The sequence below is a fragment of the Streptomyces sp. NPDC000345 genome, from assembly GCF_042898825.1.
Classification (GTDB): domain Bacteria; phylum Actinomycetota; class Actinomycetes; order Streptomycetales; family Streptomycetaceae; genus Streptomyces.
The window spans coordinates 121488-144793 of sequence record NZ_JBIAZE010000015.1 but is presented as its reverse complement, the minus strand read 5'-3'; the positions used below and the strand labels follow the sequence as shown (position 1 = coordinate 144793).

Genomic DNA, 23306 nt, shown 5'->3' with positions numbered 1-23306 from the left:
CCGGCCGGGCGGGCGGGGCGGCCCCGCTCAGGTGTGCTGCCGTTGCGGGACGGTGAGGTGGTAGCCGGAGTCCAGCAGCCGGGGCAGGTAGCGGCGCAGTGCCTTGACGCTCTGGGTGCGGTCGCCGCCCGCGTCGTGCGAGAGGATCACGACGCCGGAGCCGGCGCCCTGCTCGACCCGGTCGACGATGGTGCGGACGCCGGGGGTGGTCCAGTCCAGGGTGTCGACCGTCCAGGCGAGGGGTTCCATGCCGAGTTCGGCGCCCAGCTGGAAGGCGGCGCGGTTCCAGGCGCCGTAGGGGGCGCGGAACCAGCGGGGCCGCTCTCCGTATCCCGCCTCGATCACCTCGCTGGTGCGGGTCATCTCGGAGCGGATCCGGCGGCGGGACAGGGCGGTGAGCAGGGGGTGGGACCAGGTGTGGTTGCCGACGACGTGGCCCTCGTCGGCCATCCGCGCGAGCAGATCCTGGTGGCCGACGGCCATCTCCCCGCACACGAAGAACATCGCGCGGACGCCGTACTCGGCGAGGGTGTCCAGGATGCGCGGGGTGTAGCGGGGATCGGGGCCGTCGTCGAAGGTCAGCACCATGGTGCGGCCCCGGCCGGACATCCTCAGCAGCGGTTCGCGGCGGACCGGGGTGCGGCCGGGCGCGGCGCGCGGGGAGCCGTATCCGGTGAGCGGCTGGAGACGGTAGGCAGAGGGCTTCAGTGCGAGGCGGCGGGCAGGGGCACCGGCGGCCGGGCCGGCGGGGTCGGCCGGTTCCCCGTCCGGGCCCCACGCGAAGAGTCCGGCCGTACCGGCCGCCCCTGCGGCGGCCGTGGCGCCGAAGAGCAACAGCCGGCGCCGCGTGAACAACTGATCCTTCTTCATGCAGTCATCAGTCGCCCGCCCGGCCCGCGGCGCACCGCACCGGTCACACGATTCCTCCCACCGGCGCAGCGCCGGCGGGTCGCGGAGCGCGGCCGCCGGCGGGCCCGGGCACCCTTCCCGCCGCCTGGGCGCCGGACGGGTCCGGGGGGTCCGATAGCCTCGGGCCGTGACGGAACAGCACTCGCAGCAGCCCTCGCAGGAGCCCTCGCAGCGGTTCGAGCGGGGCACCGACGGCCCCAAGGTCATCCTGGTCGGGGTCGACGGCTCCGAATCCTCCCTGCGGGCCGCTGCCTACGCGGCCGGTCTGGCCCGCCGCCAGCACGCGCTGCTCGCCGTGGTGTACGTGCAGCCGGTGATGGCGGCGGGGGCGGCCTTCGGGGTGCCGGTCGCGGAGACGACCGGGCAGATCGCCGAGGACCTGGTCGCGCAGATCCGGGAGGCCACCGAGCGCACGCGCGGGATATTCGACGTGCGCTGGGAGTTCCACACCTTCCCCGGCGACCCGTACGCGGGTCTGGCGAAGGCCGCGGACGACCTGACGGCCGACGCGGTGGTGGTGGGCGCCTCCGAGCAGGCCGGGCACCGGATCGTGGGCTCGGTCGCGGTGCGGCTGGTGAAGGCGGGGCGGTGGCCGGTGACGGTGGTGCCGTAACGGCACGCGTCACAGGGTGCGGAGGAACTCCCGGATCACGGCGGTGAACTCCGCGGGCCTCTCCATGTTCGGGTAGTGCCCGGTGCCCTCGATCAGTACGGCCCGCCCGTGCCGGACGCCGTCGGCCAGTCGCTGGGCCGCGGCGATGACGTCGGCGGTCTCCAGGGCGCCGTTCACGGTGAGCACGGGGACGTCGATGTCCGGCACCCGGGACCAGGTGTCGGTCACCGGCACATGCCAGTCCTTCTCTCCGGGGGTGTGCTTGGAGAGGGTGTTCAGGGCCATCTCGCGCAGTCGGCGCAGGATGTCCGGGTCGACCTGGTCGAGCGTGCGGTGGGGGCCGGGCACGTAGTTCAGGAAGGCCTTCAGCCAGCCTTCGACGTCACCGGCCGCCAGGGCGCGGGCGGTCGCGGCCTGGATCTCCTTGTGCCAGGGGTCGGAGTCCTCGAACTCGCCGGTGGAGGCGCCGCACACGACGGCCGCGCGGACCAGTTCGGGGTACTCCAGCAGGGTGTCGCTGACGATGACGCCGCCCATCGAGACGCCGACGAGTACGGCGGGGCCCGCGTCGAGGTGGCGCAGCAGGCCGGCGAGGTCGTCCGCCCAGCGGAACGGCCGGGTCGCGTTGGCGGAGGCGCCGTGGCCGCGTACGTCCACCGCGATCACCCGGTGGGTCCCGGCGAGATCCGGTATCACGGCGTCGAAGACGCGATGGTCGGCGAATCCGGAGTGGACCAGGACGACGAGGTCCCCGGCGCCGGCCTCGCGGTAGGCGAGGTCGCCGTCGGCCGAGGCGAAGCAGGTCAGTTCCGCAGCAGCTGTCATGACAACCAAGGTGTCACCTTCGGCCGACTTTGGCAACCGAGGTGTCATCTTCGGGTGCCATGATGGCCGGGTGAACGAGAGCCCCCAGCCCCTCCCCTCCGGCACGCCCGTCCCCTCGGACGCCCCCCTCCCGCCCGACGAACTCGGCCACCGCCTCACCGAGGTCTTCGACCTGGTCGGCCCGCTCTACCGGCGCGTCCTGCGCAAGGTGGAGCAGGGCGAGGCGGTCGAGGGCGCCTCGGTGGGGGTGCGCTCGGTACTGGACCTGCTGCACCGGAAGGGAGACATGACGGTCCCGCAGATGGGCCGGGTCATGGCGCTCAGCCGGCAGTTCGTCCAGCGCATGGTCAACGACGCGGCGGCCCGGGGCTGGGTGGAGAGCATCCCGAACCCCGCGCACCAGCGTTCGTCGCTGATCCGGCTCACCGAGGAGGGCCGCCGGCTCATCACGCTCGTCCTGGGCCGCGAGCACATGCTGAACCGCCAGGTCGGCGGCGATCTCACGGACGCCGAGGTGCGGGCCTGCGTACGGGTCCTGACGCAGATGCTGAGGACGTTCGAGCACGTCGACGTCGACGACTGACCGCCCGCCGCGGCCTACTCCCCCATCACCAGGCCGTCCTTCGCCGCGCCCCGGCTGAGCACGACGTCCCGGATCCGGTCGCGCACGCCCTCCACGCCGGCGCCCTGCGCGAGCGCCTTGTCGAGGTCGACCACCCGGCCCGCGTCGACGTCGAACTGCTGCGGTACGAACTCCGCCTTCGCCACCTCCCAGCGGCCGCCGGGCCGGGCGGGCGGGGCGAAGGTGAAGCGGGCGACGGTGGACTCGTTGCCGCGCGGGTCCTGCACGCCCTGCTGGTTGACCATCTCACCGGCGATCTGGTCGCCCATGCCGTAGACGACCCAGGTGCCGTTGACCTTCTCGTACGCCTGCGGGACATGGGCGTGGGTGCCGAGGATCAGGTCGATGTCCGGACGGTCGCCGGTGCGGAAGGCGGTGAGGGTGCGGGCGAGGGCGAGCTGGCGGTCGTCCGGCGCGTCCTGCCACTCGGTGCCCCAGTGCAGGGACACGACGACCACGTCGGCGCCGGCCGTACGGGCGGCCCGGGCGTCGGCCCGGATGCGGTTCTCGTCGATGAGGCCGACGGTCCAGGGCTGGTCCTGGGGCACCGGCCGGCTGGTGCCGTAGGTGTAGGCGAGGTGGGCGACGGTGGCGGGGCCCGCGCGCAGGAGGGTGACCGAGCGGGCCTCGGCCTCGGAGCGGGCGGTGCCCGCGTGGCGTACGCCGGCGCCGTCGAGGACGTCGAGGGTGCGCTGGATACCGGCGGCGCCGTCGTCGAGGCTGTGGTCGGAGGCGGTGGAGCAGCCGTCGTAGCCGGTGGCGGCGAGGGCCTGGGCGATCTCCGGCGGGGACGCGAAGAGGGGGTGGCCGGTGTAGGCGCCGTTCGCGCCGTAGACGGTCTCCATGTGACACAGGGCCAGGTCGGCCCGGGAGACGACGGGCTTGACGGCCTCGAGCATCGGGCGGAAGTCGTAGCCGGCGCCGCCGGCGTCGAACTGGGCGCGGTCGATGACCGAGCTGTGCGGCAGGACGTCGCCGGAGGCCACGAGGGTGAAGCCGCGGGCGGCGGAGGGGGCCGGGGGGCCCGGCCGTTGGGGTGGCCGCTGGTCACGGGCCTGGCAGGCGGCGCCCGCGGCGAGGAGGGCGGTCACCGCCAGGGCCACCAGGTGTCTGCGTGCGAGGATCACGGATCACCCCTGCTTCGGATGGATTGTCATATTTACGCACCTCTCACTCCTAGCGCATGGCTCCGGACAGACCGACCCGCCGCTCCCTGCGGTCGGCCCGATGCGCGCGATCGGCGTAGCCCGACCCCTCGTCGATCCGCGTGGCCCGACCGTTCGTCGAACCGTTCGTCGACGCGATCGACCGTCCGCCGCAGAGCCGTGTGCGCGCCCTGTCCGGAACCGGCCCCTTGCGGTGCCATACGCCCATGACCGCCGGAGCCACCCTCGCCGCCAGGACGACGACCGCCGACCACGAACTCGCCGCACTGCAGCGCGAGCACGGCCGGCCGCTCTTCGCGCTGCTGCTGAGGCTCTGCGACGGCGACCGCCAGCGCGCCGAGGACCTCGTGCAGGAGACCCTCGTCCGCGCCTGGCAGCATCCCGAGGCCCTGCGCGCCGACGCCTTCGACTCCGTGCGGCCCTGGCTGCTCACCGTCGCCCGGCGGCTCGCGATCGACGCGCGGCGGGCCCGGCAGGCGCGGCCCCCGGAGGTCGGGGACGCGGTCCTCGAGAACGCGCCGATCTGCGCCGACCACGCCGAGCGGGCCGCCGCGGCCCTCGATGTGCGCGAGGCTGTGAAGACACTCACTCCCGAACACCGTGAAGTCCTGGTGCTGGTGTACTTCCAGGGGGCGAGTGTGGCGGAGGCCGCCGCGACCCTCGGCATCCCGCCCGGTACCGTGAAGTCCCGCGCGTACTACGCGCTGCGCGCCCTGCGCCGGGTGCTTCCCGGATACGCGCCCGACCTGGGCTGAAACCCACGGTCGAGTCAAGCCTTCGCAAAGCGCCTTGCCGAGGACCTCGGTTGAGTAATCGGGTGTCCTTATCCGTGTTCCGGACTGAAGGCCGGCCACCGGACTCCAGGGGCCCGGCGACGGGCGACGCGCACGCACCGGAGGAAGGCAGGAAGGGATGCAGCACAGAGGTCACCAGAGCACGGACGGCGCCGGCGGCGGTGAACTGACCGTCCCCATGGCCTGGTTGTATGCCGAGTACATCGCCGACGAACTGCTGCGGACCGGCGATCTGATGCCGCCGACGTCCTTCGAGTTCCGCGCCGGGCGCGACGCCCTGGCGCTCACCATCTTCCTGTCCGACACCGACGGCGAACTGCCCGGCATCCGGGTCGTCACCCAGCTGGAGACCTGGCTTTCGCTCACGGCGTACGACCAGCCGTGGCAGGACTGGGTCGCCGAACGTATGGAACAACTGACGGCCGAGGCCGCCGAGTCGGAGGGGCCCGCTCCCGATCTGGAGCTGGCCGCGGCCGCCTGGCGATGGCTGGAGGAGACCGAACTGCTCGCCCCCGACCTCAACGCGGTCCCGGGCGGCGCGCCGGCCGGCGAGGACGAGGGACCCAAGGTCTGGACACCCGCCTGGCAGCTCGGACTGCCCCTCGGACACCTCGCGATCCATCTTTTCTAGATTCCGACCAATCCGGGGGCCCGGCCGCTCCGAACACTTGGGTCACGATTCGGTATGCGTCTTGAGTGATTCGGGTGCCTGGTCCGTACCGGTGGGAGCAAGGAGTAACCCCACTGGCACTCAACGGCACGAGGTTTCGGCATGAGGTCCCTGGAGAGGCATCGCGACGTCGGCGCGTACGCGCTCGGCGTGCTGGACGAGGCGGAGGCCTTCCGCTTCGAGGACCACCTCATGGAGTGTCCTCAATGCGCGGCGCAGGTCACGGAGTTCGGCCCCACCGCGCGGCAGATGATGCTCTACCGGCGGGCCACCCCGCGCACCGTGCACCCCTTCGCGGGGCCCGGGCCGCGCCTGCTGGACAAACTGCTCGCCGAGGTCTCCGTCCGGCGCCGGGCCGCGCGCCGGCGGATGATGTTCGCCCTGGCGGCCTCCGTGGTGATCGCGCTCGTCGGCCCCGCGGTCGCGATGATGTCGGGCGGCGACGGCGACAGCGAGGCCGTACGGGTCACCGCCACCGACGAGAAGTCCGGCGTGTGGGCGCAGGTGACCATCGAGGACGAGGTGTGGGGCAGCGGCATCGAGCTGAAGGTGAAGGACGGGGCGGGCCCGCGTGACTGCCGGCTGATCGCCGTCGGTCACGACGGCTCCGAGCAGACCGTCACCAGCTGGAACGTTCCACTGCACGACGCCCGCCCCAACACGATGAAGGGCGGAACGGCGTACCACCCCGACGAGGTGGCCCGCTACGAGCTGCGCACGGCCGAGGGCGAGCATCTGGTCACGCTGCCCTCCAGCTGACACCGGCCCGGAGTGAGTTCAGGTCACTTCTCTGCCGATTTCAACCAAAATCCCCTTCAGTGATTCCACCGTCTTTCCGTCGAATAAATCCGTTGACCGCGATTTGCGGCGCGCCACGCTTCGGCAGAAAATATTGTCGAGGACGTGGGAGCCACCGATGGATAAGACTTTGCGAATCCTCCTGACCGAGGAAGGCGCGGAAGCCGAGGACATCGCGGCGCTGACCGGATTTCTGCGCGCGGAACTGCTGCAGCTCGACGTGGACGACGTCACGACGGTCGTCGGTGAGCAGGAGGTTCCGCCCGGTGCCCGGGCCGTGGACATCACCACGATCGGCGCCCTGCTGGTGAGCCTGGGCAGCTCCGCGGCCGGACTGTCCCAGGTGATGAACGCCATCCGGGAGTGGCGTGGCCGCTGCCGGGGCTCCCCGCCCACCCTGCGGCTGACCTTGGACGACGACGAGCTGGAGATCTCCCAGGCGACGACGGAGCAGGTGTCGCAGGCCTTCGACCTCTTCGTCAGCCGCCATTCCACCATCGAGGCGTGAGCCATGACCACCACCCGGCATGCGCTGATCATCGCCAATGACCGGTATGACGACCAGGGCCTCGGACAATTGCGGGCACCGGCGCAGGACGCGGACTGCCTCGCGGAAGTCCTGGGCGATCCGGAGATCGGCGATTTCGATGTGGAAGTGTTGAGAAATGAACGGGTGGACGCCATCCGGCGGGGCATCGAGCGTTTCTTTTCCGAGGGCCGGCGCGACGACACGCTGATGCTGCACTTCTCGTGCCACGGACTGAAAAGCGAATCCGGTTCCCTGTATTTCGCGGCCCGTGACACGGAACCCCGGCTGCTGGAGGCGACGGCGGTCTCGGCGCGGTTCATCCGCCACTGCATGTTCCGCACCCGCGCCCGGCGCACCGTGCTGTTCCTCGACTGCTGCTACGGCGGCGCGTTCTCCCGTGGTTCGTCCTCGGTCCGCGCCGCCGGGGACGTGCACGTCCTGGAGTCCTTCGCCGGGGAGCGGCTCGGCGGCGGACGGGGCTGGGCCGTGATCACCGCCTCCGACTCCATGGAGTACGCCTTCGAGGGCACCCAGCTCACCCGGACCGCCGCCCCCCGGCCCTCCGTGTTCACCCGCGCGGTGGTGGAGGGACTGACCACCGGCGAGGCCGACCTCGACGCGGACGGCGAGATCTCCCTGGACGAGTTGTACGAGTACGTCTTCGACCACGTCCGCAAGCAGAGCCCGAACCAGACGCCGGGCCGCACGGTCGACATGCGGGGCGACATGTACCTCGCGCACAGCCGGCGCCGGCGCATCGTGGCCAAGCCGGTCCCGCCCGCCCTGCGCAAGGCCATGGGTGCCGCCAACTTCTACACCAGGCTGGGAGCGGTGGCGGAGCTGCACGCCTGGGTGGAGAGTCCCGACCTGGCGAAGGCGCTGGGGGCGCGCGACGCCCTCGAGGAGATCGTGCAGAACGACATCCGGGTGGTCTCGGACGAGGCGAGGAAGGCGCTGGCCGACGCCGTGCTGCGGCCCGATCCGATGCGTCTGGACTTCGGGCGGGTGCCGCAGGACGCGCAGGCCCCGCACCGGCCCGTCCATCTGCTCGGCCCGCCCCTGGCCCGCGCCTGCACCCCGCACCCCACGCCTCCGGCGGGCGAGTGGCTGCGCGTCGAGGAGTCGCCCGAGGGGCTGGACGTCAGCGTCGACACGTCGAAGCCGGGGCGGCTGAGCGGCGAACTGCGGCTGAAGGGGGTCGCCGAGGAGGCGACGCTGTGCGTGGAGGCGGAGGTCGTACCGGCTCCCGTCCCGCAGCCCGAGCCCGAGCCTCCGCCTCCCGAGCCACCGCGCCCCACGGCGACGATGGTCCGGCCGGTGGAGGAGATCCTGCCCACCATGGAGCGGGGCCCGGCCCCGGCCCGGGGCGAGGCCCACGACAGCCCGGCCGGCGGTGACGGGGGCGCCGTCCACGGCGGGCCGCCGGACCGGGGCGGCCGGGGTGGCCGGGGCGGAGTCCATGACGGCCCGGGCGGTGACCGGGTCGCCGTCCGCGACGGCCCCCCGAGCACCGGGCGGGACGCCGTTGCGCACGGCCCCATGGGCCCGGGGCGGGACGGCCCCCTGAGCACCGGGCGGGACGACTTCCGCCACGGCCCCGCCGGCAGCGGCCGGGACGCCGTCGCGCACGGACCGACGGCTGACGGCCAGGGCACCGTCCGCACCGGACCCCCCGCAGGCGACCGGAACGCCCTCCCTCACGGGCCGACAGACGACGGCCACGGCGCCGTCCCCGCCGGACCCCCCGCAGGCGACCGGGACGCCGTCCACGACGGACCGACGAGCGACGGCCGAGGCGCCGTCCGCACCGGACCCCCCGCCAGGGACCGGGACGCCACCCCTCACGGGCCGACGAGCGACGGCCAGGCCGCCGTCCACACCGGACCCCCCGGCCCCGGCCGAGACGCCGTCCGCGGCGGACCGACCGGTGAGGGCCTGCGCGCCGTGCGCACCGGGCCCCCCGGCAGTGGCCGGGGCGTCGGTCAGGGTGAGCCGGCGAACGGTGGGCGGGGACGGCGGCCGTGGAGCACAGCGGGCGGGCCGGTCCAGGCGCCGCCCGCCGGTGGCGGCCGAGCGCCGGTCCGTCAGGAGTCCGCGCCACCCGCCCGACCGCGCCGGACGCCGTCGCCCGACCGCTCGCCCCGGCGCGCGCCGGTGCTCGCGGGCGTCGCGCTGGCCTTCGCCGTCGCCTCGGTCGGCACCGTCGCCCGGGCCGTCTTCAAGGCCAGGGCGGCCCTGCAGGCGCTGCACGACCTGAAGGGGGACCTCGGGGCCCACGTCCGCGACTCGGGCATGCTCACGGCGCTCGTCGTCTCGCTGCTCACCGCGGCGGTCGCGCTGCTGCTGTGCGCCCTCGCCCGGCACGAGCTGGAGACGCACCCACGCCGGTACCCGGCGTCCTCGTCGAGCACGACGCGATCGGTGGTCTGGACGGCGCGGCTGCTGGCGATCCCCGCGCTGGTCGTGGGAGCGATCATGGTGATCGCGTATCCGATCACCAACAGCGTCTGGTGACCTGGTCCCCCGGCGTCACTTCAGCAGCCGCGACATCCGCCGGTCGGCGAGCGGCCTGCCGCCGGTCTGACAGGTGGGGCAGTACTGGAGCGAGGAGTCGCTGAAGGACACTTCGCGGACGGTGTCGCCGCAGACCGGGCAGGGCTCGCCGGTACGGCCGTGGACGCGCAGACCGCTCTTCTTCTCGGCCTTCAGCCGCCCGGCGGCAAGGCCCCGGGAGCGCTCGACGGCCTCGGTGAGCGTGGCGCGCAGGGCCTCGTAGAGGGTGTGGGTCTCCTGCGGGGTCAGGGAGGCCGCGAGTTTGAACGGAGACATCCTGGCCGCGTGCAGGATCTCGTCGCTGTAGGCGTTGCCGACGCCCGCGATGAGGCTCTGGTCGCGCAACGCGCCCTTGAGCTGCCGGCGTTCGCCCGCCAGCAGCGCGGCCAGGCGCGGTTCGTCGAAGTCGGCGGCGAGGGGGTCCGGGCCGAGGCGGGCCACGCCGGCGACCTCCCGCGGGTCGCGGACGACGTACACCGCGAGCCGCTTCTGGGTGCCGGCCTCGGTGAGGTCGAAGCCCTCGCCCGTCTCCAGGGCGACCCGCAGGGCGAGGGGGCCCTTGCCGGGGCGGGGCGGGCCGTCGGGCAGGCGGTCCTTCCACTGCAGCCAGCCGGCGCGGGCGAGGTGGGTGACGAGGTGCGGACCGTCAGCGGTCTCCAGGCCGAGGAACTTGCCGTACCGGCGCACCGCGGTGACCTCGTGGCCCTCGACGGCGGTGACGGGCGGGTCGTACGTCTTCAGGACGCTGATCGCCACCGGCAGCACGCGCACGATCTCGTGGCCGACCACGTGCTCGGTCAGGAAGTCCTTCAGCGCTTCGACCTCGGGGAGTTCCGGCATAGGTCCAGAGTGCCACGAGGAGTCAGCGGTCCTCCCGTACGACGAACTCGCACCACACGCACTTGCCGCCGCCCCGCGCCTCCACGCCCCACCCGTCGGCGAGCAGGTCCACCAGGAGCAGGCCCCGCCCGGAGACGCCCGACTCGCCGGCCTCGCGGCGGCGCGGCAGGGCGCTGGAGGAGTCCTCGACCTCGGCGCGCAGCCGTCGTTCCCCGCCGCCGGTGAGGACCCGCAGGGTGACGATGGCGGCGCCCTCGGTGTGCATGAGGGCGTTGGTGATCAGTTCGTCGGCGACCAGTTCGATCTCGTCGGCGGTGTCGCGCGCGCCCCAGGCCCGGACGGCGGCCCTGATCATGTGCCGGGCGGCGGTGAGCGCCTCGGGGTCCCCGGGCGCCACGTGCTGCTGGAGCCGGCCGCCGGTCCGCGGGGTGTCCAGGCCGCGCCGGCGCAGCAGGAGCAGGGCGACGTCGTCGTCCCCGCCGCGTTCGTCGGCGACGTCGATCAGCTGGTCGGCGAGGCGGCGTACGTCGTCGGGGCCGGCGGCGATGAGGGCGGCGAGCCGGCGCATGCCGTCGTCGAGGTCGACGCCGGGCTGTTCGACGAGGCCGTCGGTGCACAGCAGCAGGGTGTGGCCGGGGTCGAGCTCGATGGTGCCGACCGGGTACTCCAGGCTGCCGAACTCGGCGGACAGCCCGAGCGGCAGCCCGCCGGGCACGGGGACGCGCCGGCAGGCGCCGTCGGGGCCGCGCAGCAGGGGGTCGATGTGCCCGGCCCGGACCACCTGGACGACACCGGTGGACAGGTCGGCCTCGGCGTAGAGGCAGGTGGCGAAGCGGTCGGTGTCGAGTTCGTGGAGGAAGACGGAGGCGCGGGCCATCACCGTGGCCGGGGTGTGTCCCTCGGCGGCGTAGGCCTTCAGGACGATGCGCAGCTGGCCCATGACGGCGGCGGCGTGCGTGTCGTGCCCCTGGACGTCGCCGATGACGGCGCCGACGCGGCCGCCGGGCAGCGGGATGAGGTCGTACCAGTCGCCGCCGATGTCCCGGCCGTGGGAGCCGCCGATGGTGGCGGCGCGGTAGCGGACGGCGACGTCGGCGCCGGGCACGCTGGGGATGGTGCGCGGCAGCATGGCCTGCTGGAGGCCCTGGGCGATGTCCTTCTCCTGCTCGTAGAACATCGCCCGCTGCAGGCTCTGCGCGATGCTGCTGCCGAGGGCGACGAGGATGTTGCGCTCGTCCTGGGAGAAGCCCTCGCGGTTGCTGTAGAGCAGGCCCATCGCGCCGATCGGGCGGGCCTGCACGATCAGCGGCAGATACGCCGCGGAGGTGATCCTCAGGTCGGTGATGTGCGGCCACAGCACGGGATAGCCCGCCGCGAACTCCTCCGGGGACTCGATGAAGCGGGGGGTGAGCGTGCGTACGACCTCGCTCATCGGGTACGGCTCGTCGATCCGGGTGACCAGGGTGCCGGGGACGAAGCTGCCCTCGGGCCCCTCGGCGACCAGCCTGATGCGGCCGGCCTCGACCAGGCCCATGACGAGACTGGTGGCGCCGAGGTGGGTGAGGCCCTGGGTGTCCTTGAGGACGTCGATGACGTCCTGCACGGTCCGGGCGTGGGCGAGTGCGGCCGTGGTGAGCTGCACGACGTTGGTCTGCTCGCGGCGCGCGTCGTCGAGGGCGGCCGCCTCGTGGCGGTCGGCGAGGTCGTGGAGCTCGTCGGTGGCGTCGCGGACGATGCCGACGATCCGGCGGGGGCGGCCGGTGCCGTCACGGCGGATGTAGCCCTGGGTGTGGGTCCAGCGCAGCGTGCCGTCGCGCAGCCGCATACGGAAGTAGGCGCCGTAGTTCTCGCTGCCGTCCTTGATGGCCTGGGCGACCAGTTCGTCCAGGCGGCTGCCCTCGGCCGGCGGCACGCGGACGGCGAGGGAGGCCGGGTTGCCGTCGTACTCGTCCGGCCGCAGGTCGAAGATCTCGTACGCCCGGGCATCCATGTGGAAGAGCCCCGAGTCCAGGTCCCAGTCGAAGCTGCCCATGCGGTTGAGCGCCAGGATCGGATCCGGGTGGGCGGGCCAGTCGTCCGGGAGTGACAGGGCACTCGCTCCCCGATCAACCATGGGGCCACCTTGCCAGGATTCGTCCGATTCTTCGACCGGGGAGCGGTACGGGTGCCCCGCGGCAGGTCGTCCTCGGCGGGTCACCTCGGGCGCGGGCGCCCCCGGCGGGCCCGGGCCGCCGGGGGCGGTGCGGGTCGCGACGGGTACTCGCACCTCGGTCTCCCGGACGACGGGGGTCGTTCGCCCGCCCCGGTCCGCTTCACCCGTCCGGGTCACGCGAGCGGGGGCATGAATCACGCAGCGTCACGATGGCCGGAACGCAGCGAAGGAGCGCACGGACGTGGACTGGTTCACCGCACCCGACTACTGGCTGAGCCGTCTCGTCTTCCAGCGGGCGCTGGCCGGTGTGTACCTGGTCGCGTTCCTGACGGCGGCCCTGCAGTTCCGCCCGCTGCTGGGCGAGCGGGGGATGCTCCCGGTCCCCCGTTTCGTGGAGCGGGTGCCGTTCAGGCGCGCGCCGAGCTTGTTCCAGTGGCGCTACTCCGACCGCCTGTTCGCGCTGTGCGCCTGGACCGGGTGCGCGGTGTCGGCGGCGCTGCTGGCGGGGCTCGACGGCCTGCTCCCGCTGTGGGCGGGCATGCTGCTGTGGCTGGTGCCGTGGGCGCTGTACCTGTCGATCGTGAACGTCGGTCAGACCTGGTACTCGTTCGGCTGGGAGTCGCTGCTGCTGGAGACCGGTTTCCTCGCGGTGTTCCTCGGCAACGACGAGGTGGAGCCGCCGGTCGTGGTGCTGTTCCTGGTGCGCTGGCTGCTGTTCCGGGTGGAGTTCGGGGCGGGTCTGATCAAGATGCGGGGAGACGCCTGCTGGCGGAAGCTGACCTGTCTGTACCACCACCACGAGACACAGCCGATGCCCGGCCCGCTGAGCTGGTTCTTCCACCATCTGCCGAAGCCGCTGCACCGGGTGGAGGCGGCCGCCAACCACGTCACCCAACTCGTCGTGCCGTTCCTGCTGTTCGCCCCGCAGCCGGTGGCCACGGCGGCCGCCGCCCTGATGATCCTGACCCAGCTGTGGCTCATCCTGTCGGGCAACTTCTCCTGGCTGAACTGGATCACGGTCGTCCTCGCCGTGCCCGCGCTGGAGCTGCCCTCCGGCCACCGGCCGGCCGCCGGGGGAAGCACACCGCTCTGGTACGAGGTGGTGGTCCTCGCCGCCGCGGCGCTGATCGTCTTCCTCAGTCACCGCCCGGTGGTCAACATGCTCTCCCGCCGCCAGGTCATGAACCGCTCGTTCGACCCGCTGCACCTGGTCAACACCTACGGCGCGTTCGGCAGCGTGAGCCGGATCCGCTACGAGGTGGTGGTCGAGGGCACGCTGGACGACGTCCCGCGTGAGGACTCCGACTGGCGGGAGTACGAATTCCGGGGCAAGCCGGGCGATCTTCGGCACTGGCCCCGCCAGTTCGCCCCCTACCATCTGCGCCTGGACTGGCTGATGTGGTTCGCGGCGCTCTCCCCGGCATACGCGGGACCGTGGTTCGGTGCGCTGGTGGAACGGCTGCTGGAGAACGACCGCGACACACTGAGGCTGTTGCGCCGCTCCCCCTTCCCGCCCGACGAGCCGCCCCGCTACGTCCGGGCCCGGCTGTTCCGCTACCGGTACACCACCTGGCGGGAGCTGAGGGAGACGGGCGCCTGCTGGGACCGGACGTACGTGCGCGAGTATCTGCCGCCGACGCGGCTGACGGCGGTGGCGCGCAGGCCGTAGACGCGGACGGCCGCGGGGATGCGGCGGGCTCTCGACGCGGGGGCCCGGGCGGGGCACAGTTCTCCCTACGTACTCGCCAGTAGTGGACGACATGTGCGCGCCGGTCGTGGGCGCCGTACGTGTCCGTCGTCACGCACACCGAGGGAGCTGCCGTGACCACCTGGGTCGGCCGGACCGCCGTCGAGATCGCCGCCGCCGTGCGGGACAAGCAGGCCACGCCGCGCGAGGTGGTGGCGGAACATCTCGCGCGCATCGAACGGCTGGACGGGCGGATCGGGGCGTTCCGGGTGGTGCGGGCGGAGCCCGCGCTCGCCGAGGCCGACGAGGTGGCGGCCCGGGGCGATCTGGCCGAACTGCCTTTGGCCGGGGTGCCGGTGGCGGTCAAGGACAACCTGGGCGTGCGGGGCGAGTCGATGCGGGTGGGCTCGGCCGCGACCCCGGACGCACCGGTCGGCGCCGACCATGTGACGGTGGCCCGGCTGCGGGCCGCCGGCGCGGTGGTCGTGGGGCTGACGAACGTGCCGGAGCTGTGCGTCTTCGGCACCACGGAGGGCGTGCACGGCACGGCCCGCAATCCGTGGGACACCTCGCGCACGGCGGGCGGCTCGTCGGGCGGCAGCGCCGCCGCGGTGGCCGCCGGGATGGTGCCGGTCGCGCTCGGCAACGACGGCATGGGCTCCTTGCGCATACCGGCCGCGAACTGCGGTCTGGTGACCATCAAGCCGGGTCACGGGGTGGTGCCGGCGGGCATAGGCGACGGCGACTGGTTCGGGATGTCGGAGAACGGCCCGCTGGCCACGACCGTGGCGGACGCCCGGCTGATGCTGTCGGTCCTGGCGGACGGCGGGGCCGTACGGCGGGACGGGGAGCCCCGTGCGCTGAGGATCGCGGTGTCGGTGCGCAGCCCGCTGGCCGGTGTCACGGTGAGCGCCCCGTACGCGGGGGCGGCGCGGGACGCCGCGGGGGTGCTGATGAAGGCGGGCCATCAGGTACGGCGGGCCGACCCGCGGTATCCGCTCTCGCTGGGGGTCACCTCGCTCGCCCACTGGACGGCGGGCACGGCCGTGGACGCGGGAGGTCTCGACGCCCGGCTGCTGACCCGCCGCACCCGGGTGCACGCCGCCCTCGGCCGGCGCTTCCTGAACGGCGTGCGGGGCGGCGCGGCGCGGGAGGATCTGCGCCGGCGGCTGGAGCCGTTCTTCGAGGAGCACGACGTGCTGCTCACGCCGGCGCTGGCGCGGCGCTCGCCCCGGTCGGAGCCGTGGCACGAGCGGGGCTGGCTGCGCAACGTCCTGGTGAACACGAACTACTCGCCGCTGACCCCGCCGTGGAACCTGACGGGCTGGCCCGCGATGGCCGTCCCGTTCGGCACCCTGCCGTCCGGTGCGCCGACCGCCGTGCAGCTGGTGGGGCGGCCGGGCTCGGAGGCGGAACTGCTGCGGGTGGCGGAGCAGTTGGAGGGCCTGCGTCCCTGGCGGCGGACGGCGCCGCTCGACTGAGAGCGAGCGGCCGGGGTCCGTATGGGCGTGGCTCGCGTACGCGCACGCCCATGGGCGGGGTCCTCGTGCGGGACCGGTCCGTCCGGACTCAGTCCACGCTGGGCAGGATGTGGTCCTCGGCCAGGTCTTCCTCGTAGCCCGCCAGGCGGATCGGGGCGGAGCGCGCCCACACGTCGAGGCTGCCGAGCTCGCCGGGCCTGCGGTGGGCGCGCTCCACGCGTTCCTTGGGGCGCTGTTCTCGATTCGTCTTCTCCGGTGTCACCGCGCACTCCTTATGTGTCGGGTCACCCTGGGGGCGGGCCGGCCAGTCTGCGGTCCGGCGCTGAACGCTCCCTGGGGTCTGGCTGGAGTCGGTGGCGACGCGGTGGTGCCGGTGACTCCTCGGAGAGCTGGCCGTTGTGAACCGGCTTGTCCCAGACGGACGGTGGGTGTGGGTGGCACTCCGTCCTGCTGTCCGTCGCTACAGATTAACCAAATGAGCGGGGTACTGCTCGATAGCGCCGAAAATTTGGGGTAACCATGGCGCGTCACCCACATGTCCTCGCAGGTGAATTGAACCCTTTCCGCCGTTTTTCCGCCGCTTTTGCCTGCGGTGAGTTCACCCGTCCGGCGTACACGGTGAACACGGCAGCGGCCCCGTCACGGCGTTCAGATCCCGTTCGTCCGGTCGCAAGCACGCCATGATCTGCTGAGGTACCGAACGGCTGTCTCGCGGGAGGACCGACGCATGGAGCTGCGCAGCGTCGAGGAGCTGATGGACCTGCTGTACGCGTGCCGCGGCGTACGGGAGACCCCGGGCGGCACGGCCCGCGGGGTCGACCTGCACGACCACGCGCTGCAGACGGCGGCGCTGCTGCGCCGAAGTCGCCCCGCGGACAAGGAACTCCAGCTGACCGGGCTGGTCCACCCCGTCGGGCACCTCCTGAGCCCCACCGACCCCGCCCGGCGCGCGGAACGCGCGGCCGACGCCGTACGGCCGCTGCTCGGCGCCCGGGTCGCCCGGCTGATCGCTCTGCACCCCTGGCTCGGTGCGCCGGCCGACGACGACCTGCTGCGTCTGCGGCAGGCCGACGAGGACGGCCGGGCCGCCGGGGTCGACGCGGGGGTGCTGGAGGACTGGCGGACCGTCCTGGAACTGGTGGCCGCCCGCACCTCACGCCTCGGCGCGGTCGACTGAGGATCCGCGCGCCGAGGCGGCCCTCACCACTTGCCCGGCGCGTAGTCCTTCAGAAAGACCCCGTACACGTCCTCGCCGGCCTCGCCCCGCACCACGGGGTCGTAGACCCGCGCCGCACCGTCCACCAGGTCGAGCGGCGCGTGGAACCCCTCCTCGGCGAGCCGCAGCTTGTCGAAGTGCGGGCGCTCGTCGGTGATCCAGCCGGTGTCGACGGAGGTCATGAGGATGCCGTCGGCCTGGAACATCTCCTGCGCGCTGGTCCGCGTGACCATGTTCATCGCCGCCTTGGCGGCGTTCGTGTTCGGGTGGCCCGCACCCTTGTAGCCGCGGCCGAAGACGCCCTCCATGGCCGAGACGTTCACGACGTACGAGCGCCCGCTCGTCGCCTTCCTCGCGGCGGCGGCCATCGCCGGGCGGAGCTTGCTGATCAGGATGAACGGCGCCGTGTAGTTGCACAGCTGGGTCTCGAGGAGCTCCACCGGGGAGATCTGCTCGATGGTCTGCACCCAGGTGTTGGTCTCGACGACGTCGGGGACCAGGCCGCCCGCGTCGATGGCGGTGCCGTCGAGGTGCCGGGCGACGCTGGCGTTGCCCGCGACGAGGGCGAGGTCGGCGACCTTCTGCGCGTCCAGACCGCTGGTGCCGACGGGCAGCGCGGCCAGGCCGTCGACCGCGCCGGAGTTGAAGGCGCCGATGACGTGGTGGGCGGGCAGCTCACCGGCGGGCAGCGGGGCGCTCTCGCCGTCGACCAGCGCGGCGTAGGCGGACGGCAGGCGGCGTACGGTCTGCGTCGCGTTGTTGATGAGGATGTCGAGCGGGCCCGCCTCGGCGACCTGGTCGGCGAGCGCCACGGCCTGCGCCGGGTCGCGCAGGTCGATGCCGACGACCTCCAGACGGTGCAGCCAGTCGGCCGAGTCGTCCATGGCCTTGAAGCGGCGGATGGCGTCCTTCGGGAAGCGCGTGGTGATCGTCGTGTGGGCGCCGTCCCGCAGCAGCCGCAGCGCGATGTACATGCCGATCTTGGCGCGGCCGCCGGTGAGCAGGGCGCGCTTGCCGGTGAGGTCGGCGCGGGCGTCGCGCTTGGCGCGGTTCAGGCCGGCGCAGTCGGGACAGAGCTGGTGGTAGAAGTAGTCGACTTCCACGTACCGCGTCTTGCAGGTGTAGCAGGAGCGGGGGCGCTGGAGTATCCCCGCGATCTTCCCCGCCTCGGTGACCGACGAGGGGAGGATGCCCTCGGTCTCGTCGTCGATGCGCTGGGCGGAGCCGGTCGCGGTGGACTCGGTGACCGCCTTGTCGTGGGCGGTCTTGGCGGCCCGGCGCTCCTGGCGGCGGCGCTGCTTGACCGTGCGGTAGATGCCGGCGGTGGCCCGGCGCACGGCGATCGCGTCGGGGTGGTCCACCTCCAGCTTGTCGAGTTCCTCGAGCACGCCGAGGCAGACCGCCAGCCGCTCGGGGTCGATGCCGGGCCCGTACACGACCTCGTCCACGGCCTCGTCCGTGATCGCCGAGCCGTCCTCTGTCACCGTCATCGCGCTGCCGTTCCCTGCTGAGCCGTGCGGCGCTCCGACCGCGTCCGCTTTCGAACGGGGAAGTCTACGGAGCGCCGGGCCCCTCCTCCAAACCCGTTCCGGTCAGGAACCGCAGGCCGTGATGAGTGTCTCCACCTCGGCGGTCAGCGCGTGTGCGAACCGGTCGAGGTCCGGGACGGCCTCGGCGTCGGCGACGAGCCCGTAGTGGACGCGGCCGCGGTACGTCGAGACGGCGACCGCGAGGGACTGACCGCGGGCCAGCGGCGCGTACGGGTACACCTCGGTGACCGGGTTCCCGCCGAGCTTCAGGCCGAAGCCGGGCAGGGGCACGCTGGTGACGAGGATGTCGAACCAGAGCCGGGCGGCCTGGCCGACCAGCGGTCCGCCGAGCCGGTGGCCGAGCGCCGGGACGTGGTCGGCGAGCAGGGCGACGGCGCCCGCGCCCCGGCCGGGTCCGGCGTCCTTGTTGGCGTCCATCGCCGTGCGGACGTGGGCGAGCCGGGCGAGCGGGTCGGGGTCGTCGACCGGAAGCCGTATCAGGTACCCGGAGAGCCGGTTGCCCTGCGGGTGCGCGGTGCGCGGGCGGCGCTTGGAGACGGGGATCAGTGCACGGGGCCGTACGCCCTCGCTGCCGTCGCCGCGCTCGTCGAGCCAGCGGCGCAGGGCCCCGGCCACGACCGCGATCAGGACGTCGTTGACGGTGCCGCCGACGACCTTGCGGACGCGGTGCACGTCGTCGAGGTCGAGGACCACGCCGGCGGTGCGGCGGGTGCCGGTGGGTTCGGCGGCGAGCGCGGGGGTGGACCGTACGCCCAGGGTCGACACGGCCACGGACGCGCCGATGTCCAGGGCGCGCCCCACGTCGGAGACGGCGCCGCGCAGCAGTCCGGGGAGCCTGCGCACATCGGGGATCAGACCTCGGGCGGGCTCCGCCGGGCGGGGCCGGGGCGCGGGCATGTCCATGGGGTCCAGGACGGCGGCGGCCAGCGTCAGGGCGCGCAGTCCGTCGGCGAGGGCGTGGTGGAACTTGAACAGCACGGCGAAGGACACGCCGTCCCGCCCCGGCAGCACGTGCGCCTCCCAGGGCGGGCGCTCGCGCTCCAGCGGGCGCTCCATGAGCCGGCCGGCCTCGGCCTGGAAGTCCGCGGTGGGCGCGTGCAGCCGGACGTGCCGCAGCGGGTCGAAGTCCGGGTCGGGTTCGCGCACCGCGCCCCCGAAGGCGAGCGGCCGGCGCAGGTCGAGCGGCAGTGTGGTGCCGAAGGGCCGCCACACGTCCCGGATCCGCATGCGCAGTCCGGGGACGGCGGCCGCGCGGGCGGCGAGCAGGTCGGCCGCGTGGGCACCGGCGGTGGGCGACTGAGCGGAGAAGACACCGAGCGCACCGAGGTGCATCGGGTGCTCCGCGGACTCGATGTTCCAGAACGCAAGGTCGAGGGGTGCCAGGAGATCATCAGCAGACAAGGGCTTGCCTCGCGTCGACGACGGGTGAGGAAGCAGTCAACCCCTTCGAGGTGATTACGGTCAAGCACCTGCAGGCTACGCACAGTTAACAGCCGATTAAGTTCATGACACCTGCTGCCCCTTGCCGAGGGCGATCACCCCGGCCCTCGACACCGTGTACAGCTCCGCGTCGCGCTCCGGGTTGACGCCGATCGTCGCGCCGGGCGGGACCTCGACGTTCTTGTCCAGGACCGCCCCGCGCACCACCGCGCCCCGTCCGATGTGGACGTTGTCGTGGAGGATCGAGCCCTGTACGACCGCTCCCGGGTCGACCCTGACGCCCGGCGACAGCACGGACCGGGTGACCTGGCCGCGGATGAGGCATCCCGCGCTGATGATCGACTCGCTGGCCATGCCGCCGGCGTTGAAGCGGGCCGGGGAGAGCTGGTAGGAGTGGGTGTAGATGGGCCAGCTGCGGTTGTACAGGTTGAAGGCCGGGCGCTCGGCGATCAGGTCCATGTGGGCGTCGTAGTAGGCGTCGAGCGTGCCGACGTCCCGCCAGTAGCCCTGGTCGCGGGTGGTCTCGCCGGGGACGTGGTTGTCGTTGAAGTCGTACAGCCCGGCCTCGCCGCGCTCCGTCAGCTGGGGCAGGATCGAGCCGCCCATGTCGTGCACCGAGTCCTCGTCCTCGGCGTCCCGCTGGAGGGCCTCGATGAGGGCCTTGGTGGTGAAGATGTAGTTGCCCATCGAGGCGAAGACGGTCTCCGGGTCGTCCGCCAGGCCGGGCGGGTCGGCGGGCTTCTCCAGGAAGCGCTCGACCGTCTGGCCGTCGGAGCCCGGCGTGATCACCCCGAAGGAGGAGGACTCGGTGCGGGGGACGCGGATGCCGGCGACGGTGACGCCCGCACCGCTGTCGATGTGCTGGGCGAGCATCTGGCGCGGATCCATGCGGTAGACGTGGTCGGCGCCGAACACGGCGACGTACTCGGGCTGTTCGTCGTAGACCAGGTTCAGCGACTGCAGGATGGCGTCGGCGCTGCCCAGGTACCAGCGCTTGCCGAGCCGCTGCTGGGCCGGTACCGGGGTGACGTAGTTGCCGAGCAGACTGGACATCCGCCAAGTGGTGGTGATGTGCCGGTCCAGCGAGTGCGACTTGTATTGGGTGAGCACGCAGATGCGCAGGACGTCGGCGTTGACGAGGTTGGACAGGACGAAGTCGACGAGCCGGTAGGTGCCGCCGAAGGTGACCGCTGGTTTGGCGCGGTCCGCGGTCAGGGGCATCAGGCGCTTGCCCTCACCGCCCGCGAGTACGATGCCGAGCACCGAAGGTCCGCCACGACGCATGGCCGCTCCCCTCACCTGTTGGAACCCATGAATGCCCCGCTGCGGGGCCCGCTACGCCTGTTTGACGATCTCCTCGTACAGCCGGACCGTCCGCCGGGCCACCGCGTCCCAGCCGAACTCCCGCACCGCGCGCTCCCGCCCGGCCTCCCCCATGCGGCGTCCGGCCTCCGGATCACCCAGCACCGAGTCCAGCGCCCGGGTCAGCCCCGCCTCGAACTCCTCGTCGCCGCCGTCCACGGGTACGAGCAGGCCGGTCACCCCGTCCTCGACGACCTCCGGGATCCCGCCGACCCGGGAGGCCACGACGGGAGTGCCGCAGGCCATCGCCTCCAGGTTGACGATGCCGAGGGGTTCGTACACGGAGGGGCAGACGAACACGGCCGCGTGGGTGAGGAGTTGGATCACCTCGGGGCGCGGCAGCATGCGCGGGATCCAGCGCACGCCGTCGCGGGCGCGGCTGAGCTCGGCGAAGAGGTCGCGGAACTCCCGGTCGATCTCCGGGGTGTCGGGGGCGCCCGCGCAGAGCACGACCTGGGCCGCCGGGTCGATGTCCCGTACGGCGCGCAGCAGACGGGGCACGCCCTTCTGGCGGGTGATGCGGCCGACGAACAGCACGAACGGGCGGTCGGGGTCGAGGCCGAGGCGGGAGACGGCGTCGGTGCCGTGGTCGGGCCGGTACAGCCCGGTGTCGATGCCGTTGTGCACGACGTGGACCCGCTCCGGGGTGAGCGCCGGATAGCAGGTGAGGATGTCCTCGCGCATCGCGCCGGAGACGGCGATCACCGCGTCCGCGGCCTCCACGGCGGTCCGTTCGGCCCAGCTCGACAGGGCGTAGCCGCCGCCGAGTTGCTCGGCCTTCCAGGGGCGCAGGGGTTCCAGGGAGTGCGCGGTCACCACGTGCGGGATGCCGTGGAGCTGCTGGGCGAGCCGGCCGGCGAGGTTGGCGTACCAGGTGTGCGAGTGGACGAGCTCGCGGCCTTCGAGTCCGGCGGCCATGGCGAGGTCCACGGAGAAGGTGCGCAGCGCGTCGTTGGCGCCGTCGAGGGCGGACCAGGGACGGTGGCGCCGGACGCCCTCCGCGCGTTCCCTGAGGGAGCCCTCACCCCAGCAGTGCACGTCGAGATCGACGAGCCGGCGCAACTCCCGGGCGAGGAACTCGACATGGACGCCCGCGCCGCCGTACACGTCCGGGGGGTACTCCCGGGTCAGCAGTCCCACACGCACCCGGAACCCCCCATTCTCAACGGCTGGTTCCTTTCATGGTCACCCAGACGGGGCGCGCGGGGAAGAGCGCGGGGGTCGTGTGAAGCAACAGTCGCCGCAGACGCCCCCGCCGGGCACCCGGTAGTAGAGGCAGCAGCTGCGGCGGCGGAAGGCGGTGCCGGCCGGGGTCTCGGTGCGGGTGCCGGTGCCGGCGAGGAGGGGGTGGGCGAACAGCTCGGCGGTGAGGGCCCGCGCGCGTGCGGCGGTCTCGGGGCGGCCGTGCGTACGCGCCCACAGCCGCAGCTGCCGGTCGGCTCCGGCGAGGGCGGAGGCCGCGTTGCCCCGCAGCAGGCCCGGAGCGACGGGGTGGTGGGCGCGCAGGGCCGCCGACAGGGGTTCGAGGTGGGCGTCCAGGACGGTCGCGGCCAGCGTGGCCGCGTCGCCGGGCAGGGCCCTGACCTCGGTCAGCCACAGGTCGTCGGGCGCGCTGCCGTCCGGGTCCCAGCGCAGCAGCCGTGGATCGAGGTCGGGGAGGGCGCCGTACAGGGCGGCGCAGCCCAGCGCCGCCGACCACAGCCGGGCCGCGAGTCCCTGCTGGGCCACGGAGGCTCCGATCCGCTCCTCGGAGGCGCGCAGGGCCCGGGTCACCTTCCGGACGCGGAAAGTCAGGGAATTTCCGTAAACATCCGATGACTGGCCGGCGTAGGTCTGGGCGAGGGTCGGCAGGGGCCGCGGCGGCGCTCCGGCGACGCGTAGGAGGAAGAAGCCGCCGAGCGGGCGCAGCGCGGCGAGATCGGGGTCGAGGTCCACGATCCGCAGTAGTACCAAGGGGCTCCGGAGCCGCGATCAGGGGGATCCCCTAGACGTCACCCGTCTGAGGGAGGACGGCGGGTCCGTCGTACTCCATCGGCAGTAGGACGCAATGCGTGCTCAGGGACGACGACGGGAACAGATCGGCAAGGCATCGTGTTGGT

General features: G+C 73.0%; 21 protein-coding genes. 10 read left to right on the top strand and 11 right to left on the bottom strand.

Annotated features, from left to right (window positions below; translation table 11 throughout):
- Positions 1 to 27: 27 nt before the first annotated feature.
- Positions 28 to 870 carry a polysaccharide deacetylase family protein gene (locus ACFY30_RS30620; RefSeq protein WP_390848378.1) on the bottom strand — a complete coding sequence of 281 codons (843 nt, stop codon included), beginning with the start codon at positions 868 to 870 and terminating at the stop codon, positions 28 to 30.
- Positions 871 to 1036: 166 nt separating this feature from the next.
- Here ACFY30_RS30620 and ACFY30_RS30615 point away from each other — a divergent pair, with 166 nt between their 5' ends.
- On the top strand, positions 1037 to 1522 hold the full coding sequence (locus ACFY30_RS30615) for a universal stress protein (protein ID WP_390848377.1): 486 nt from the start codon (positions 1037 to 1039) through the stop codon (positions 1520 to 1522).
- 9 nt (positions 1523 to 1531) lie between these two features.
- Here the strand turns inward: ACFY30_RS30615 and ACFY30_RS30610 are convergent, their stop codons facing one another.
- Positions 1532 to 2347 carry an alpha/beta fold hydrolase gene (locus tag ACFY30_RS30610; protein WP_390848376.1) on the bottom strand — a complete coding sequence of 272 codons (816 nt, stop codon included), beginning with the start codon at positions 2345 to 2347 and terminating at the stop codon, positions 1532 to 1534.
- A 70-nt stretch (positions 2348 to 2417) separates the two neighbouring features.
- On the opposite strand from ACFY30_RS30610, the gene ACFY30_RS30605 reads away from it, so the two are divergent.
- A complete protein-coding gene (locus ACFY30_RS30605; RefSeq protein WP_390848375.1) occupies positions 2418 to 2930 on the top strand; it encodes a MarR family winged helix-turn-helix transcriptional regulator in 513 nt (170 codons plus the stop codon).
- 14 nt (positions 2931 to 2944) lie between these two features.
- On the opposite strand, the gene ACFY30_RS30600 is transcribed toward ACFY30_RS30605, so the two are convergent.
- Positions 2945 to 4093: a CapA family protein gene (locus ACFY30_RS30600; protein WP_390848443.1), complete on the bottom strand. Its 1149-nt coding sequence runs from the start codon at positions 4091 to 4093 to the stop codon at positions 2945 to 2947.
- Positions 4094 to 4341: 248 nt separating this feature from the next.
- On the opposite strand from ACFY30_RS30600, the gene ACFY30_RS30595 reads away from it, so the two are divergent.
- The 5 genes from ACFY30_RS30595 (at position 4342) to ACFY30_RS30575 (ending at position 9440) form a co-directional block, all read left to right on the top strand.
- Positions 4342 to 4890: a sigma-70 family RNA polymerase sigma factor gene (locus ACFY30_RS30595; protein ID WP_390848374.1), complete on the top strand. Its 549-nt coding sequence runs from the start codon at positions 4342 to 4344 to the stop codon at positions 4888 to 4890.
- Between the two features lie 157 nt (positions 4891 to 5047).
- Positions 5048 to 5560 carry a hypothetical protein gene (locus ACFY30_RS30590; RefSeq protein WP_390656418.1) on the top strand — a complete coding sequence of 171 codons (513 nt, stop codon included), beginning with the start codon at positions 5048 to 5050 and terminating at the stop codon, positions 5558 to 5560.
- A gap of 141 nt (positions 5561 to 5701) precedes the next feature.
- Positions 5702 to 6358, top strand: a complete 657-nt coding sequence (locus ACFY30_RS30585; protein WP_390848373.1) for a zf-HC2 domain-containing protein — start codon at positions 5702 to 5704, stop codon at positions 6356 to 6358.
- Between the two features lie 157 nt (positions 6359 to 6515).
- Complete coding sequence (locus tag ACFY30_RS30580; protein WP_390848372.1) at positions 6516 to 6905, top strand: hypothetical protein; 390 nt, start codon at positions 6516 to 6518, stop codon at positions 6903 to 6905.
- Between the two features lie 3 nt (positions 6906 to 6908).
- Positions 6909 to 9440 carry a caspase family protein gene (locus tag ACFY30_RS30575; protein WP_390848371.1) on the top strand — a complete coding sequence of 844 codons (2532 nt, stop codon included), beginning with the start codon at positions 6909 to 6911 and terminating at the stop codon, positions 9438 to 9440.
- A gap of 15 nt (positions 9441 to 9455) precedes the next feature.
- Here the strand turns inward: ACFY30_RS30575 and ACFY30_RS30570 are convergent, their stop codons facing one another.
- Together ACFY30_RS30570 and ACFY30_RS30565 are read right to left on the bottom strand one after the other, a co-directional pair.
- Entirely contained in the window at positions 9456 to 10319 is an 864-nt protein-coding gene (locus tag ACFY30_RS30570; protein WP_390848370.1) for an Fpg/Nei family DNA glycosylase, read from the bottom strand.
- 22 nt (positions 10320 to 10341) lie between these two features.
- The gene (locus ACFY30_RS30565) at positions 10342 to 12432 is read right to left on the bottom strand and encodes a SpoIIE family protein phosphatase (RefSeq protein ID WP_390848369.1); all 2091 of its coding nucleotides are present in this window, start codon (positions 12430 to 12432) and stop codon (positions 10342 to 10344) included.
- Positions 12433 to 12712: 280 nt separating this feature from the next.
- Here ACFY30_RS30565 and ACFY30_RS30560 point away from each other — a divergent pair, with 280 nt between their 5' ends.
- Positions 12713 to 14140 (top strand): lipase maturation factor family protein, encoded by a 1428-nt coding sequence (locus ACFY30_RS30560; protein WP_390848368.1) that lies wholly within the window; start codon positions 12713 to 12715, stop codon positions 14138 to 14140.
- Between the two features lie 152 nt (positions 14141 to 14292).
- Positions 14293 to 15639, top strand: a complete 1347-nt coding sequence (locus tag ACFY30_RS30555; protein WP_390848367.1) for an amidase — start codon at positions 14293 to 14295, stop codon at positions 15637 to 15639.
- Positions 15640 to 15727: 88 nt separating this feature from the next.
- Here ACFY30_RS30555 and ACFY30_RS30550 read toward each other — a convergent pair whose 3' ends face one another.
- Positions 15728 to 15901 carry a hypothetical protein gene (locus ACFY30_RS30550; protein ID WP_390848366.1) on the bottom strand — a complete coding sequence of 58 codons (174 nt, stop codon included), beginning with the start codon at positions 15899 to 15901 and terminating at the stop codon, positions 15728 to 15730.
- 465 nt (positions 15902 to 16366) lie between these two features.
- Here ACFY30_RS30550 and ACFY30_RS30545 point away from each other — a divergent pair, with 465 nt between their 5' ends.
- On the top strand, positions 16367 to 16816 hold the full coding sequence (locus ACFY30_RS30545; RefSeq protein WP_390848365.1) for a hypothetical protein: 450 nt from the start codon (positions 16367 to 16369) through the stop codon (positions 16814 to 16816).
- A gap of 23 nt (positions 16817 to 16839) precedes the next feature.
- On the opposite strand, the gene ACFY30_RS30540 is transcribed toward ACFY30_RS30545, so the two are convergent.
- From ACFY30_RS30540 to ACFY30_RS30520, 5 genes are all read right to left on the bottom strand, one after another.
- Positions 16840 to 18345 (bottom strand): SDR family NAD(P)-dependent oxidoreductase, encoded by a 1506-nt coding sequence (locus ACFY30_RS30540; RefSeq protein WP_390848364.1) that lies wholly within the window; start codon positions 18343 to 18345, stop codon positions 16840 to 16842.
- Between the two features lie 102 nt (positions 18346 to 18447).
- A complete protein-coding gene (locus ACFY30_RS30535; RefSeq protein WP_390656407.1) occupies positions 18448 to 19806 on the bottom strand; it encodes a wax ester/triacylglycerol synthase family O-acyltransferase in 1359 nt (452 codons plus the stop codon).
- Between the two features lie 102 nt (positions 19807 to 19908).
- Positions 19909 to 21129, bottom strand: coding sequence for a glucose-1-phosphate adenylyltransferase (gene glgC / locus ACFY30_RS30530; protein WP_390848363.1), 1221 nt, complete (start codon positions 21127 to 21129; stop codon positions 19909 to 19911).
- 51 nt (positions 21130 to 21180) lie between these two features.
- Positions 21181 to 22353: a glycogen synthase gene (glgA, locus tag ACFY30_RS30525; RefSeq protein ID WP_390848362.1), complete on the bottom strand. Its 1173-nt coding sequence runs from the start codon at positions 22351 to 22353 to the stop codon at positions 21181 to 21183.
- A gap of 39 nt (positions 22354 to 22392) precedes the next feature.
- Complete coding sequence (locus ACFY30_RS30520; protein WP_390848361.1) at positions 22393 to 23160, bottom strand: (2Fe-2S)-binding protein; 768 nt, start codon at positions 23158 to 23160, stop codon at positions 22393 to 22395.
- Positions 23161 to 23306 lie beyond the last annotated feature (146 nt).